We start from the raw sequence: 16,033 nt of genomic DNA, 5'->3' as shown, positions 1-16,033 counted from the left end.
TTTGAACCATAAATCTCACAGGTATGAACTTTGCTGGAAACCAGAGCTGATGGGCGAACTAACCGTTTTCGTTCACCGCCTTATTCTTCCGGGACAACTTGTCGCGATACATGCTTTTATCAGCTTCCGATAATATATCATTGATAACCAAATCAACTGATTGACCTTGAAAATGATAATATCCGACACTTAAAGAGATCGGTATTTCATGACCACGCCAGTGCAAAGGGTTGGACACAAAGAACATATGTATCTTGTGGATAATTTGTTCAATATATTCGGGTTTTGTGGTGCGTTGGAGGATAACAACGAATTCATCGCCACCAATTCTAGAAATAAAATCAGATGACCTTAAACACTTGATTAATGACGATGCGGTATATTTCAATACTTCATCACCGGCCTCATGCCCTAATGAATCATTAATCTGTTTGAACCGGTTTAGATCAATATTCAAAACCGTCAATTCAATCATGGATCCGCTTTTTAATTTTATTCTTTCAAATTCATTGAACAAATAACGCCGATTAGGAAGCCTCGTCAGTTCATCATGTAACGAAAGCTCATGAACACGAAAATAATTGTTAATCAAAAATAAAATCAGAAAATAGCCGACAGAAAATGTCATCCCCCCTAACGTATAGAAAAGATTTTTAAACGTTCTCACGCTTTCAATTTCATGAAAATTTTTATATTTAGCAAACAAAATCCAAGTCATATTAGGCAGAGATATCGGATAGCTGATATCAAAATCTTTGAGAACCGCTTCATCACCTTCAATGAGCTTGCTGGTTGTGCCATTATCGTTATTGGCAACTAAGGCAACGTCAACATCCTTCAACTGATGCAAATTAGACAACGCAATCAGCTTGTCATAATTAATCACAACACTGAGGCCCCCCCAATAATGAGTGTTATACGGTACATCCGTAAAAATCGGATAACGGGCAATTAGCGCTGTCCCTCCCTGAACCAACTCCAAGGGCCCTGCAATAAAGACCTTTTGAGTCTCTCTGGCAGCCTGAACCGTCTTATACTGTTTAGGGACGGTACGAAAATCTAGCCCGACAGCTCTTTCATTCCCTTTTAAGGGATAAACATGGGAGATGATGTCATTGGGGGCGAGTCCAATGTTTCTCACCAAATCGGCTTTCGCTAAAAATTGCTCGGACACGAACTTCCAATTTTTCATGGCAAATTGAGGATTCAAAGCAACCACGGAAGCAAAACTGTCAGCAAGATAAGTATCACGAAATATGCTAGCTTCAATGCTATATCGGACTAACGCTAGCTCATGTTGTATGATCTCTTTAACCTCCCGGCTCTGTTTGTCAACAAAGCGCTCCGTTATCAAATTGATGGTCATCAAAGAGAATAAAACATAGCCTATCGTCAACAGACACAAGATCCATGGGTTGAATTTATACGTTTTGATAATCTCATCCTCCCATAGCAAGGCCAAATATTGACTGAAAACTACCTTTATAATCATATACTAGATATACAAGATCTGTTGACGTTTTAGTCGAATTCACCTTGGTCGTTCCAAATCAGGTATGACTCTCCTAGGGGCTGAAAAAAGGAAAAGGCACCGAAAGGTGCCTTGAAAATGTTTATGGCTGGATGCTAAACCGACAAATACAAGCTATGTCTTGATCTTAAATTTTCCGACCTGAGCAATCAGCTTCTCTGACATATCATTTAAGTGCTGCGCTTGTATAGCGTCTTCTTCAGACTCCTCACTTAGACTGTCAGAAATCACCTTGATGGACTCAGTATTGACGTTAATCTCTTTACTAACGACCGCTTGTTCTTCTGCTGCGGTGGCAATCTGTGCCGCCATATTATTGATAGCCTCTGTAGATTCTTTGATTTCTTTGAAGCTCTCAGCAGCGTTGCTGGTATCATCAACACTTTGGATAGCCAAGTTGTGACACTGATTCATCACATCAACAGCCTCAGAAGTCGTCCCTTGCAGCTTACTGATCATTTGGCTTATTTCTTCTGTTGACTTGCGCGTTCTTTCTGAGAGTGTGCGCACTTCATCAGCAACGACGGCAAAACCGCGACCTTGATCCCCAGCACGCGCGGCCTCTATGGCTGCGTTTAACGCTAGCAGGTTCGTCTGTTCAGCAATATCGTTAATCGACGAGACTATCGTCGTGATCTGTTCCCCTTGCTGACTAAGATCTGCAATGACGCCACTTGCACTCTTAACCTCTTCAGAAAGCTTATGAATGGATTCCTCACTTTTCTGTGAAAGCTGATTGCCTCTATTGCTGACTTCGACTGTATTTGTAGCGCTTTGAGCAGTCTCTTCGGCAATGTTAGCAATCTCACCTGTCGTGGTCGCCATTTCCGTCATAGCCGTTGCAACCATTGTGATTTCATTCTGTTGATTTGCGATATTCGCCTGTCTTTCACTTGAAGAACGCGCACTGATTTCTGACTGACTGAGTACTTCGTGTGATATCTGCTTCACTGTGGAGATAATGCTGTGCAGCTTTTCGACAAACTGATTAAAGCTTCTTGCCAGATCACCGACTTCGTCGTTGCTCTTCGCATCAATTCGTACCGTCAGGTCACCTTCACCCTTAGCAATATCGTTCAGTGCTGCAGATACCGAAAATAGGTTTGAAAGCATATAACGCAAAGCACCACCCAAGATCACGATTGACAGAACAAACATAATAACCGCGGTTATAATTTGGTATGTCAATTGCTTTTTCATCGGTTTAAAGAGCACGCCCTTTTGACTCATGAGCACCAAATACCAATTAGTTCCCTTCACGCTAGATACAGTCAATAGGTTCTGAACACCGTTTACTTTAATATCTAGCAAGTCAGTTTGGTCGGCATGGCGAATCAATTCATTTGCAGTGATATCGCGTGTCAGGTCAGTCAAGGGTTTATTCCCCAACTCTGGGTTTGGGTGTGCGATGATGGTTCCGGTTGAGGAAAGCAAAAAGGCTTTACCGTCGCCGGGAACCTTAATTGAGAGGATGTCATCCTTAATTTTCTCAAGAGGCAGAGTCACCATCACGACCCCCGTGACTTTGCCATCAATCACAACTTTCTTTGAAATGGTTGTGATAAGCACCCCACTTGATGCACCGACGTAAGGTTCACTGAGGTACACATCTGAACTATTGATAGCATCTTTATACCAAGGCCGAACTCTAGGGTCGTAACCAGCTTTAGTGTTCAACCCCTTTGCACGGTAGGTATCACCCGCAACGGTGCCATATAGCACTGAGCCGAAATCACCTGCCATATCAATTGTCTTAATCTCGCTGGTAATTTTCTCTGTGGTATCCGTTCGATTTAAAGCATCTGCAAATGCAGAGACCAGACTCCTCTTCTCATTAATCCATCCACTTATCGTTCGAGAACTACTTTCGCCATAAAGTGTATTCGAAGATGTGATGCTATTAAGTATTTGCGTCTGAATCGAATAGGCAGAAATGCTTGCCTGAACAAACGCAAGAACAGCAACGATTAAGCCGCTGATAATTAGTAGTTTCTTGGTAAGAGTCACGGGTTAACTCCTTACTAACCGGTTTGACACTCAAGTAAGTTTATACCACCACTGAGAATCCTGTATTCGCAACATTTCAGTTTAATGATCCCGATCCAATTAAGGTGATATATAACTATTAGAAAAGGAAGTTCTCTATCACAAAACAACGTCCTCATTTTCAACAGCATTTCAACTCGATACAGTCAGTTTTTCGAGCAAATTCACACTATTTCTGGAGCCTATCGGTCTCGATGAACCCGAAAAATGGCTTCTCTGTTGGGTGAAACCATTTAAATACGAATAAGTGGATATAAAAGACCGAAAACCAAAAAGCGCTCCAATCGGAGCGCTTTTTTTATTTGAATGGGTTATTCCCAATCAAGAATCACTTTCCCGGAAGCCCCGCTGCGCATGACGTCGAAGCCTTTTTGGAAATCATCAATTTTGTAATGATGGGTGATAATTGGCGTCAGATCGAGGCCGGATTGGATCAGGCTTGCCATCTTGTACCAAGTTTCGAACATTTCCCGACCGTAAATCCCTTTGATAACCAAACCTTTAAAAATGACCTGATTCCAGTCGATTGCCATATCCGATGGTGGGATCCCCAACAGAGCAATTCGTCCACCGTGATTCATGGCTTCTAACATCGTGTGAAATGCAGCCGGAACACCGGACATTTCTAAACCAACATCAAATCCTTCGGTCATTCCCAGTTCTGCCATGACATCATTGAGCCGCTCTTCTGCAATATTGACAGCACGAGTGACACCCATTTTCTCAGCCAATTGCAGGCGATACGGATTAACATCCGTGATCACCACATGGCGAGCACCAACATGTTTTGCAACGGCGGCAGCCATAATGCCAATTGGTCCGGCACCAGTGATCAACACATCCTCCCCAACCATATCGAACGACAGCGCCGTATGTACCGCATTGCCGAACGGATCAAAAATCGCAGCCAGATCATCGGAAATGCCATCTGGTATTTTGAACGCATTGTAAGCCGGAATAACCAGATACTCGGCAAATGCTCCCGTCCGGTTCACACCAACACCAATGGTATTGCGACATAAATGTGTTCTGCCACCACGACAATTGCGGCAGTGACCACAGGTAATATGACCTTCTCCGGAAACCCGATCACCAATAGAGAAACCGCGGACCTCCTGACCAATGCCCACCACTTCACCCACATATTCATGGCCGACCACCATCGGCACAGGAATCGTTTTTTGCGACCACTCATCCCAGTTATAAATGTGGACATCAGTACCACAAATCGCCGTTTTCTTAATTTTGATCAGCAGGTCATTATGCCCCATAACTGGCATATCGACCGAGGTCATCCAAATACCCTGCTCAGGTTTTAGCTTTGATAATGCTTTAATTTTCATATGACTATCTCTGTCACAATTATCGACTGTCGTGACTGTCTCTACGACCATTGTTCCGTTCATGCAAATAGAAAATCGTTCAAATGTTAGACTTGACTGAACAATTAACCAGCGATAATACCCATCTCACGACCAACCTGAATGAATACATCAATTGCTCTGTCCAGCTGCTCGGTTGAATGTGCCGCTGACATCTGAGTACGGATCCGCGCTTGTCCCTTCGGGACGACAGGATAAGAGAATCCAACCACATAGATGCCCTGAGCTAAAGCCCGCTCAGCAAACTCAGCCGCCATTTTGGCATCTCCCAACATAATCGGGATAATCGCATGGTCGGCTCCCGCCAGCGTAAAACCGGCATCACTCATACGCTGACGAAAATGTGCGGCGTTCTCCCACAGGTGTGTTCTCAATTCGCTGCTTTCTGCCAGTAAATCCAACACCCGAATCGATGCAGCAACAATGGCAGGGGCAACGGAGTTAGAAAACAGATAAGGCCGGGAACGTTGGCGCAACCAATCGATAACTTCCTTCTTACCAGCCGTGTAACCACCGGAAGCACCACCCATCGCTTTACCTAATGTACCGGTAATCAGATCCACTCGATCAATCACCTGATGATATTCATGAGTCCCGCGTCCGTTGTCACCCATGAAACCAACTGCATGAGAGTCATCAACCATCACCAATGCATCATACTGGTCTGCCAAATCACAGATAGCGGGAAGATTAGCCACCACTCCATCCATAGAGAAAACGCCATCCGTGACAATCATTTTATGCCGTGCACCGGCTTGATCAGCCGCAATCAGTTGCTGTTCCAGCTCTGCCATATTGTTATTGCTATAACGAAAGCGCATGGCTTTACACAATCGGACACCATCAATAATCGATGCATGATTAAGCGCATCGGAGATGATGGCATCTTCTTTGTCTAATAATGTTTCAAACAGCCCGGCATTGGCATCAAAACATGAGGTATACAAAATAGTATCTTCTTTGCCGAGGAAGGCTGATAGCTTCCGTTCTAGGGTTTTATGGATATCTTGCGTACCGCAGATAAATCGAACCGAAGCCATCCCGAATCCATGACTATCCATGCCTTCTTTTGCAGCTTGAATCAGTTCCGGATGGTCGGCCAACCCCAAATAATTATTGGCACAAAAATTCAGCACTTCATCACCGGTATTGATATGCACAGCGGCTTGCTGTGCAGAGGTGATGATGCGCTCCGACTTATACAGGCCTTCTTCTTTGGTTGATTCGATCTGATGTTGAATATGTTCGTAGAATGCAGAAGACATAATGATTCCCTTGCTATTTTTTAATTCACTGCCGTTGATGATACTGCAATATTTACAGTGTAAAGAGACGTTATTGATTAAGTGTAAACGATGTCATGGAAAGCGATTATCCCTCATGTGGGAAAATCATTATTGAATTTAATTCACAAATAGAGCGCATTCCAAACTGTTTGGTCTGTCCAAACTTTTATGCCATTCAATGGCCTATTTTTGTAATCAATATCACATAATGGGATGAGTGACACAGTTTCACTGTGATCTCATTGATCTTGATTTCATTCAGAATCTATCATTGGAACCGGTTTCAAAATTACAATTTTATCAACATTCTGGAGGAATGAGATGAACCCGAAATTTCCGGAAAATTTCCTGTGGGGAGGCGCTGTCGCCGCTCACCAGCTTGAAGGTGGCTGGGACAAAGACGGCAAAGGGATGAGTATTATCGATGTTGTGACGGCTGGTGCCTATGGCAAACAGCGCAAGATCACCGATGGCATTCAACCTGATGAATTTTACCCAAACCATGAAGCAGTCGATTTTCATGGGCGTTACAAAGAAGACATTAAACTCTTTGCTGAGATGGGGTTCAAATGCTTCAGAACCAGTATTGCCTGGACGCGTATTTTCCCGACCGGAGAAGAAACAACCCCATGTGAAGCAGGATTACAGTTCTACGATGATATGTTCGATGAACTATTGAAATACAATATTGAACCGGTCATCACCCTCAGCCATTTCGAAATGCCCTACCATCTTGCCCAAAAATATGATGGTTGGATGAGCCGGGAAGTCATTGATCTATTTGTAAAATATGCAATGACAGTCATTGAGCGTTATCAGCATAAAGTCAAATACTGGATGACATTCAATGAAATCAACAATCAGAAGAATGTTGCGCTTGATATCTTTGGCTGGACATGCTCAGGCGTCAAATTCACGCAAAAAGAAAAGCCTGAAGAAGCCATGTATCAGGCAGCTCATCACCAGTTTGTTGCCAGTGCCAAAGTCGTTGCCCAAGCCCATGCCCTTAATCCAGAACTGAAAATCGGTTGTATGGTAGCGATGGTGCCATTCTATCCATATTCCTCTCATCCGGACGATGTGATGCTGGCACAAGTCGCCATGCGGGATCGCTTTATCTTCGCGGATGTGATGGCCAAAGGCCACTACCCGACTTATGCCCGGAAAGAATGGGAAGAGAAAGGCTATACCATTGAAATTGCTGAAGGTGATGAAGCGATTCTAAAAGCCGGAGCCGTCGACTACATTGGGTTTAGTTATTACATGTCCAATACAGTCAATTCCCAAGCGACAGAGAGTAATCAGGAAGAATTGGTTGACGGGAGCCGTAAACATTCGGTTCGTAACCCGTTCTTGAAAGCCAGTGACTGGGGATGGCAGATTGATCCTGTTGGTCTGCGCTATAGTCTGACAGCCCTCTATGAACGTTACGAAAAACCGCTGTTCATTGTTGAGAATGGTCTGGGTGCCGTCGATAAAGTCGAAGCAAACGGTGAAATTCACGATGATTATCGGATCGACTATCTGCGCGCCCATATTCAGGAAATGGCGAAAGCTATCCATATTGATGGTGTCGAACTGATGGGTTATACCCCTTGGGGATGTATCGATCTGGTCTCCTTCACTACCGGAGAAATGAAAAAACGCTATGGCTTTATCTATGTTGATAAGCATGATGACAATACCGGTACGCTGCAACGCTCGCGGAAGCAGTCATTTCATTGGTATAAGAATGTGATTGCCTCTAACGGTTCAGAGCTCTAATCAGACAAGCAATGTCCTGTTATTGACTGTTCAATGCCCATCGTATCTTTGAGCACAAAGACATCCGACATACTTGAGCAATCAACCGACAACAGAACGGTACGTATAAAAAAGGGAAGCGCAAGCGCTTCCCTTTTTTCATTCAGTCTGACTGATTTATGCTTCAGTACTACGTCGAGCGTGACCACGTTCACCACGATGAGCACCGCGATGATCTCCACCACGATTACGATCAAAGCGACGTTCGCCCTCACGACGGCCTTCGCCACGGAAACCACGGCCTTCACCACGGCTGTCACGGTTTGGACGACCACCTTCACGACGACCGCGAGATTCACGGAAATCATCAAAGTCACACACAACCGCACCGACATCTTTCTGACGAATCCGAAGTTTGCGCAACTTACGAGTCACATCAGAAGACATGCTTTTCGGCAATTGAACGAATGTATGTCCTTGTGCCAGTTTAATGGCACCAATTGAGTTTTTACCAAGACCCAGTTCGTTTGCCAGTGCACCAACGATATCTTTAACCTGCACACCTTGTTCACGACCGACTTGTAATTGGTAAGTATCCCAATCCTGATTGCCCTGACCATAACTCCGACGACCATCATTACCACCGTCACGACGCTCACGACGACGTGATTTCTCACGCTCGATCTCAGCAATCATTGGATCTTCACCGACGTAGAATAATGGACGTTTGCCTTGTTGACGCTTCAGTAACATCGCTGCCAGTGTCGTGGTATCGATGTCTAAAGAATCTCTGAGGCTTTCAATCAGCTCGGAAAATTTTTCCAATGCTTTATGTTCTTTTTCAGTTTCAAGTTCTTGGCTCAGTTGAACCAAGCGTGCCTGAGCAACTTTGTCACGATGCGGCAACTGAATTTCTTCCATCGAAGAACGCGTCACTCGTTCAATCGTACGCAACATGCGGATTTGGTTAGTACGAACCAACAGGATCGCTTTTCCTTTTCGTCCGGCACGGCCAGTACGACCAATACGGTGAATATAAGATTCTACGTCAAATGGAATATCGTAGTTGAATACATGCGTAATTCGAGGCACATCCAGTCCACGAGCAACAACATCCGTTGCAACCAAAATGTCAGTCACACCTTTTTTGATGTGCTCAACTGTTCTTTCACGTAAAGACTGCGGGATATCGCCATGCAGTGCTGTGGCTTTAAATCCACGGGAAGAAAGCCAGTCAGCCAGACGCTCGGTGTCTTGACGGGTACGTACGAAGACAATTGATGCATCCGTTTCTTCCGTCTCAAGTATCCGAACCATGGCTTCGTCTTTTTCGACACCTTTCACAACCCAGAATTGCTGCTCTACTTTTGCAACAGTCTGGTTTGAACCTGCCACATCAACGCGGGCCGGATCACGCAGATAACGGTCCACAATGTTTTTGACCATTGGCGGCATTGTCGCTGAGAACAAAACACGCTGAGCACTTTCAGGCGATTGTTCCATAATCCAGGTCACATCATCGACAAAACCCATTTTCAGCATTTCATCAGCTTCATCGAGAATAAAGGTATGACATTCATCTAAATGGAGACGATCACGGGTGATTAAATCTTTAACCCGTCCTGGTGTACCCACAACGATATGAGCACCCGATTTTAGTGCACGCATCTGATCAACGATCGATGCACCACCATAAATTTCTAATACTTTCAGGCCCGCAATTTGTTGACCTAACGTTTTGATTTCTGCAGCAACCTGAATTGCCAGCTCACGCGTCGGCGCCATAACAATGGCCTGAGGCTTACGCTGATCCATAATCAGTTTATTGAGCAGAGGTAGAGAGAATGCTGCAGTTTTTCCGGTACCGGTTTGTGCTTTACCTAAAGCATCACGGCCTTCCAACAAAAATGGAATGGCAGCAGCCTGAATGGGTGTAGGAGAAACGAAGCCCATATTGTCCAGAGCGGCGAGGATTTCGTTTTTGAGCGCTAATTCTTTGAATTGAATCACATTTTCTTGCATGGGGTTCCCACTAATTTAGATGAATAACAAGGCCCCATGCGCTTTACCATTTCTAATCCAGTCAAGGATAGATTCCTTTCCGTACGGTATTAACTAAAGACCGCTTTAAAGCGACGAGGGACATAACAAAGGAGGCGGATTATTCCTTAAATGCATAAAAAAATCTAGAAAAAATTGAAATTCATCACATATTTTTCTCAATGTGAACAAAAACCTCCTTTTAATTCCGTCACATAACATATTGTTATTATTTTTTAAACCCCACCGCTACAGATTCGATGTTGCACAATAACAATAAAAATATGATAGCAATGAAAATCGAGCGTAGCGACATAACATCACCACCATCACATTATCAGATGACGGCTGAGTCCCTGCAAGATACAAGAATGTCGACTGATACGCATTCTACCCAAAGTCACTACCAGCACACGACATCAGTAGGTATGCTCATGAGGGAGTCATATACTTTCCCCCAATTACCGAGTACCATGTGGGGGTATTATAATATTTACGGATATTTCGCAGATATTCGACGCCATGTACTGGAGAATACTTCGCGAAATTGAGGAGAGCGCCCTCTCCTGAGCCAAAAGATGAAAGGTTAAAATAATATCTGATGTTTCAAGACAATCCATTACTTGCCCAGTTAAAACAACAGATTCAGGAGAATCTGCCGAAAAAAGAAGGGACCATTAAAGCAACTGATAAAGGTTTCGGCTTTTTGGAAATCGACAGTAAGAACAGTGTCTTTATCCCACCTCCCTACATGAAAAAATCAATGCATGGCGATAAAGTTATTGCAATCATCCGCACCGAAAACGAACGTGATGTTGCCGAACCACAAGAGTTACTCGAACCTGCTCTCTCTCGCTTTATCGGTCGTGTCAAACTGCACAAAGGCAAACTCAATGTTGCACCGGATCACCCACAACTGAAGAAACAGCCGCTGAAAGCGAAAGTCAGAAAAGGATTGGATCCAAACACGATTGCAGAAAACGACTGGGTCGTCGCACAACTCACGCGTCATCCACTCAAAGGTGACAATGGTTTTTTCGTTGAAATTACCCATAAAATTACCGATGCCGACGACAAAATTGCCCCTTGGTGGGTCACGCTGGCAGCAAACGATTTACCGAATCAAGAGCCGGAAGGGATTGAAAACTGGGAACAGAAAGATGACCCGGCACTTACCCGGGTTGATTTAACCGATATTCCATTTGTGACGATTGATGGTGCATCGACTCAAGATATGGACGATGCGTTGTACGCCAAACGCACGGAGTCTGGTGATTTTGAGTTAACCATCGCCATTGCAGATCCAACCGCTTACATCACGCCTGATGATCAGATGGACAAGGTTGCCCGTGAACGTGGCTTCACGATTTACCTGCCTGGACGCAATATTCCCATGCTCCCGAGAGAGCTTGCTGACAACTTATGTTCACTGCGGGAAGGTGAAATCCGCCCAGCCCTGTGCTGTACAGTCACTGTCGCTCAGGATGGCACTCTGCAAGACGATATCCGCTTTTTCTCAGCACACATTCAATCTCACGCTCGCTTGGTTTACGATCATGTTTCAGACTGGCTGGAACTTGGTGAGTCGAGTGATTGGACGCCTTCCGATGACATTGCTCAGGTCGTCCGAGATCTATATGCCTTTTCTCAGGCGCGTAGCTCATGGCGGGAGACGCACGCGGTGGTCTTCCCCGACAGACCGGATTATCGCTTTGAACTGAGTGAAGATAATGACGTAATTGCCATTCATGCCGATATGCGCCGCAGTGCCAATCGTCTGGTTGAAGAGGCGATGGTAACGGCAAACGTCTGTGCCGGTAAAGTGCTTCAGCAGCAATTCGGAACGGGTGTATTTAACGTCCACGACGGGTTTAAAACTGAACGGATTGCGGATGTGATTACGCTGATTACCGAGCACGGCATGAGTGATCATACCGATGAAACGGTCAAAACCCTCACAGGGTTTTCCGCACTACGTCGTTGGCTTGCTACCCAAGACACCAGCTATTTGGATAACCGTATTCGGAAATTCCAAAGCTATAGTGAAATCAGTAATCAACCGGCACCACATTTTGCCATGGGGCTGGATGTCTATGCGACATGGACATCCCCGATTCGTAAATATGGCGATATGATCAATCACCGCTTACTGAAGTCTTATATTATGGGCAAACCACCAGTGCAATTACCGGATGAACTGGTTGGTGAAGAGCTGGCAATTCATAGGAAGCATCATAAGATTGCAGAAAGAAGTGTCAGTGACTGGCTTTATGCCCGGACTTTGGCTGAAGAGCCACAGAAGCAAACTCGCTACCATGCTGAAATCTTTGATATTAATCGTGCCGGGATGCGGATCAGATTACTTGAAAATGGTGCCACTGCATTTGTCCCTGCCCCACTGATCATGGCGAACAAAGAACGTATCGAGTGTCATGCAGATCAAGGTTATATCTACATTGATAAAGCATTGGTGTATAAACTGGGTGATACACTTGAAGTCACACTCAATGAAGTGAATCAAGAAAACCGGAACATCATTGCCAAACCAACTGCCGTTTTTGCTGAACCACCTCAAAGTGACGTATCAGAAACAGCTTGATGCTATATCCAAACTTACGGCTACGGTTGAAGTAGCCGTGAGTGACGTCTAATCGTCGACATGATTTAACATCTGTTTGCATAAAAAAAGGTATTCGTACGAATACCTTTTTATTTGCGTCAATCCGAAATATGATGATGTGTTATCTTAGTAACCGATCATCTGAATCAGTTTCAATAGAACCACAGATATACAGACAATCAAGACCAGAACAAGGATTTTGGGTCTTTTTCAACTTCACGAATTAATGCGGTTAAATCTTCACTCCGCCCCAAGAAAGGGTACGGTAGCCAGGTGTTTCTATCATCCGGCACATAGAGTGCCCACACTCGCGCTTGCTGGTCCCACTGAATCTTTGCCACTGGCGTAGAATAATCGTAATGGCTGGAATCAAGCTTATAATGGTGTTTGAGAAATTTGACACCATCCACAATCGGCTCAAAGCATGATTTACCAATGCCAACCGGCAATCCCTGATTGCGATTTTGGCATAATAGCTCAGCTCGGTGTTCGATCTGACGTTGTAATAGGTTAACGACCGTCATCTATATCTCAATAAACCTCTGAATCAACTAAGATAAGCAACCATGACACATTTTCGGTTCTGATTGCATTGATCTCACGATGTACTGAGTATAAACCATTCCCCTCTTCAGGACGATATACAAAACTGAATTCTGCCTTGGTCATCTCAAGGAAAAATTCATCAAGCATGACTTGCCTAGGGGCTGTTGACCAATATTTTCACCACCGCGGTTTTCAGGTGACTGTCTATACCCAAGTTGGCGCAATAGGTCGAAATGTCATACTTCCCTCCGACTCACTGACCATCAGTCACAAAAATGTCATCAAAATCTCATAATATCGAGGCTTTATTAGATAACGTGGAGTGGATTATGTTGCGGGTTGTTATCGGCCTATTTCTCAGTGTATGGGTCATGTCATCGCAGGTTGTTGCCAAAGAAATCAATGTATCTGGGTCAACCTCAGTCGCGCGAATTATGGATGTTCTTGCTGAAGACTATAATAAATCGCATCCAGAAAGCTTTGTTGCTGTTCAAGGCGTGGGCTCAACTGCGGGAATTACCCTGCTGAAAAAAGGTGTTGCCGATATAGCAATGAGTTCCCGCTACCTGACTGAAGGCGAACTGGAAGAAAATTTAGAAATACGACTCATCGCATATGACGGTTTGGCAATTGTCGTGAATCTCGCCAATCCGATCAAGAATCTGACCCGGGACCAACTCTACAAAATTTATAAAGGTCAGATTACCAACTGGAAGACGCTGGGAGGAAATGATCAAAGAATTGCGGTCGTGACACGGGAAGCGTCATCCGGTTCCAGATTTAGTTTTGAGAGTCTGTTGGGATTAACTCGGGTGGTCAACAATCGTTTGGTCTCCGATATCAATCCAAGTAATCTTGTCGTCAACAGTAACAGCATGGTCAAAACATTAGTCAATCATAATCCACGAGCCATTGGCTTCATTTCGACCGGCTCTGTTGATCAGTCAATTAAGGCCGTTCCATTTGAAGGCGTAGTGGCTTCGACGAAAACCATCTCTGATGGGTCGTATCAGCTTTCAAGACCATTTCTAGTCGTTGATTATTCTGATAAAGCCAATCAGGAAACCCAAGATTTTATCAAATACCTTCAATCGGATCGGGCCCGGGAATTGATTCACAGCTATGGATACATTCCATCCATTCAATAAACGATTGATGATGAAGGTTAAATCTACATATCAATGATGTAAAAAGGACTGGCAGAGCCAGTCCTTTTCTTATTCCCGAGGACCATACCATGATTAAGCGATGGGAGTTTCCTGCGGTGGTAAATCCTGCTGACGCAGTTTCTCGTTTTTCAAAGTCCGATGGAGTAATTGACTGTATAGTGGCTCGCCACCAAGTAACTGAGCAAAAACAACCGCGCCCAATACAGTAATAATAAGCGGTAGAATCAAATAATAGTTATTGGTCATCTCAATCACCAATAGAATACCGGTAATCGGGGCCCGAACCGTTGCAGCAAATAATGCGCCCATCCCTGCAATCGCAAACATTCCCGGATCGAATGCCAGCTCAGGCAGAAAGTTATGGGAGATCAGACCAAATGCATAACCAAACAATGTCCCTAAAGCCAACATCGGGGCGAAAATACCACCGGGTGCACCAGAGCCAAAACAGAGCATCGTGGTTAAGATGCGTCCCAAGAATAGCAGTATTAACAGACTCGCAGTGTAACCACCATTGGTAATCACAGGAATAAGCGAGATACCACCACCGGTAAGATCAGGCAAATATAGCAACAGGATGCCAAAACATCCGCCAAGAAACGAACCAATCAGTAAATAACGCTTGCGATCATTGCGGTGGATCTTGACAAAAACATCCTGGAAAAATGTCACCAGACGATTGAAGAATACCCCGAAAATCCCAAATAGAATGCCCAGCAACAAAAAGAGCCACAATGCTTCAATTTCTGGTGCCTGATACTGAGGCATGGTAATCACGGCCGCCTGACCATTAATCATCCGAAATACAATATTGGCAAAAACCGAAGAAATGATCACCGCTTTAATCGAAATCAGCGTGTAACGAAACTGGGGACGCATTTCTTCAACCACGAACATAATACCAGCCAATGGTGCGTTAAATGCCGCAGATAACCCACCGGCAGCGCCTGCGGCCAATAACGAATGTCGGGCATCATCATTTTTAACCCGGAACAGACCTGAGATCATCCGCCCGATAGCGCCGCCCATTTGAACCGTCGGACCTTCACGCCCTAGCACCATGCCAGAGCCCAGCGCACCGAGCCCACCAAAGAATTTCACCGGCAGTACCCGCCACCAGCGAACTTGCCGCATTCCGTCCATCGCCCCTTCAATTTCAGGAATCCCGGAACCTGCCGCTTCCGGTGCAAAACGGTGAACCAGAAAGTAACCGATAAAAGCTAAACTCGCACTAATTAAAAATGCCGCCAGCCAAAGTGGCAATAGATTACCAATTTCACTGATGAGCCAGCTCGTCCGTGTTTCTGAAACAAAGTGAATGCCTAACTCAAAATAGGTTCCGGCCAAGCCAGATAAGATCCCGACAAGAATAGAAAGCAGCAGAACAGAGACCGGTGTCTTATCTTTTGAGAGAAACTGATTGATGGCGTCTTTAGGAACTTTGGCTAACAGGGAAGGTTTGAATCTCTCTTTAGATCTCATTGAGTTAAGGCCTCACAAATGAAAGTATCAGTATCAACGAGCGTGAATTATACGCATCCTTATCATCTTCTATAGTTGCAATAATGCAATGTTGTATTTCATATTTACACTCAAGTCACTTTCCAAATGCCACTTCATGGGCAAATTGAAAAAATGCCAGACTCTGATGATAACCACAGTTGCAGGTG

Annotated in this window: 10 protein-coding genes; 3 read left to right on the top strand and 7 right to left on the bottom strand. The window is 44.6% G+C overall.

Annotated elements, in window-relative coordinates; all coding sequences use genetic code 11:
* Positions 1-58: 58 nt before the first annotated feature.
* The 4 genes from BSQ33_RS16880 to BSQ33_RS16865 all read right to left on the bottom strand — a co-directional run bounded on the left by BSQ33_RS16880 (position 59) and on the right by BSQ33_RS16865 (position 6,224).
* Positions 59-1,396, bottom strand: coding sequence for a diguanylate cyclase domain-containing protein (locus BSQ33_RS16880; protein ID WP_232472016.1), 1,338 nt, complete (start codon positions 1,394-1,396; stop codon positions 59-61).
* A gap of 249 nt (positions 1,397-1,645) precedes the next feature.
* Positions 1,646-3,538 (bottom strand): methyl-accepting chemotaxis protein, encoded by a 1,893-nt coding sequence (locus BSQ33_RS16875; RefSeq protein WP_088134730.1) that lies wholly within the window; start codon positions 3,536-3,538, stop codon positions 1,646-1,648.
* Between the two features lie 350 nt (positions 3,539-3,888).
* Positions 3,889-4,920, bottom strand: coding sequence for an L-threonine 3-dehydrogenase (gene tdh, locus BSQ33_RS16870; RefSeq protein ID WP_088135285.1), 1,032 nt, complete (start codon positions 4,918-4,920; stop codon positions 3,889-3,891).
* A 104-nt stretch (positions 4,921-5,024) separates the two neighbouring features.
* Positions 5,025-6,224, bottom strand: coding sequence for a glycine C-acetyltransferase (locus BSQ33_RS16865; RefSeq protein WP_088134729.1), 1,200 nt, complete (start codon positions 6,222-6,224; stop codon positions 5,025-5,027).
* Between the two features lie 342 nt (positions 6,225-6,566).
* On the opposite strand from BSQ33_RS16865, the gene BSQ33_RS16860 reads away from it, so the two are divergent.
* Positions 6,567-8,009: a 6-phospho-beta-glucosidase gene (locus BSQ33_RS16860; RefSeq protein ID WP_088134728.1), complete on the top strand. Its 1,443-nt coding sequence runs from the start codon at positions 6,567-6,569 to the stop codon at positions 8,007-8,009.
* Between the two features lie 156 nt (positions 8,010-8,165).
* Here BSQ33_RS16860 and BSQ33_RS16855 read toward each other — a convergent pair whose 3' ends face one another.
* Complete coding sequence (locus tag BSQ33_RS16855) at positions 8,166-10,010, bottom strand: DEAD/DEAH box helicase (protein ID WP_088134727.1); 1,845 nt, start codon at positions 10,008-10,010, stop codon at positions 8,166-8,168.
* A 619-nt stretch (positions 10,011-10,629) separates the two neighbouring features.
* Here BSQ33_RS16855 and rnb point away from each other — a divergent pair.
* A complete protein-coding gene (gene rnb / locus BSQ33_RS16850) occupies positions 10,630-12,627 on the top strand; it encodes an exoribonuclease II (RefSeq protein ID WP_088134726.1) in 1,998 nt (665 codons plus the stop codon).
* A gap of 200 nt (positions 12,628-12,827) precedes the next feature.
* Here rnb and BSQ33_RS16845 read toward each other — a convergent pair whose 3' ends face one another.
* Complete coding sequence (locus tag BSQ33_RS16845) at positions 12,828-13,172, bottom strand: DUF3024 domain-containing protein (protein WP_021018724.1); 345 nt, start codon at positions 13,170-13,172, stop codon at positions 12,828-12,830.
* A 351-nt stretch (positions 13,173-13,523) separates the two neighbouring features.
* Here BSQ33_RS16845 and BSQ33_RS16840 point away from each other — a divergent pair, with 351 nt between their 5' ends.
* Positions 13,524-14,342 (top strand): phosphate ABC transporter substrate-binding protein, encoded by an 819-nt coding sequence (locus BSQ33_RS16840; protein ID WP_027693953.1) that lies wholly within the window; start codon positions 13,524-13,526, stop codon positions 14,340-14,342.
* 93 nt (positions 14,343-14,435) lie between these two features.
* On the opposite strand, the gene clcA is transcribed toward BSQ33_RS16840, so the two are convergent.
* Entirely contained in the window at positions 14,436-15,845 is a 1,410-nt protein-coding gene (gene clcA, locus BSQ33_RS16835) for a H(+)/Cl(-) exchange transporter ClcA (protein ID WP_021018721.1), read from the bottom strand.
* Between the last annotated feature and the right edge of the window lie 188 nt (positions 15,846-16,033).

The organism is Vibrio gazogenes (genome assembly GCF_002196515.1).
In the GTDB taxonomy this organism is placed as follows: Bacteria; Pseudomonadota; Gammaproteobacteria; order Enterobacterales; family Vibrionaceae; genus Vibrio; species Vibrio gazogenes_A.
This window is presented reverse-complemented; position numbering and strand designations above follow the sequence as displayed.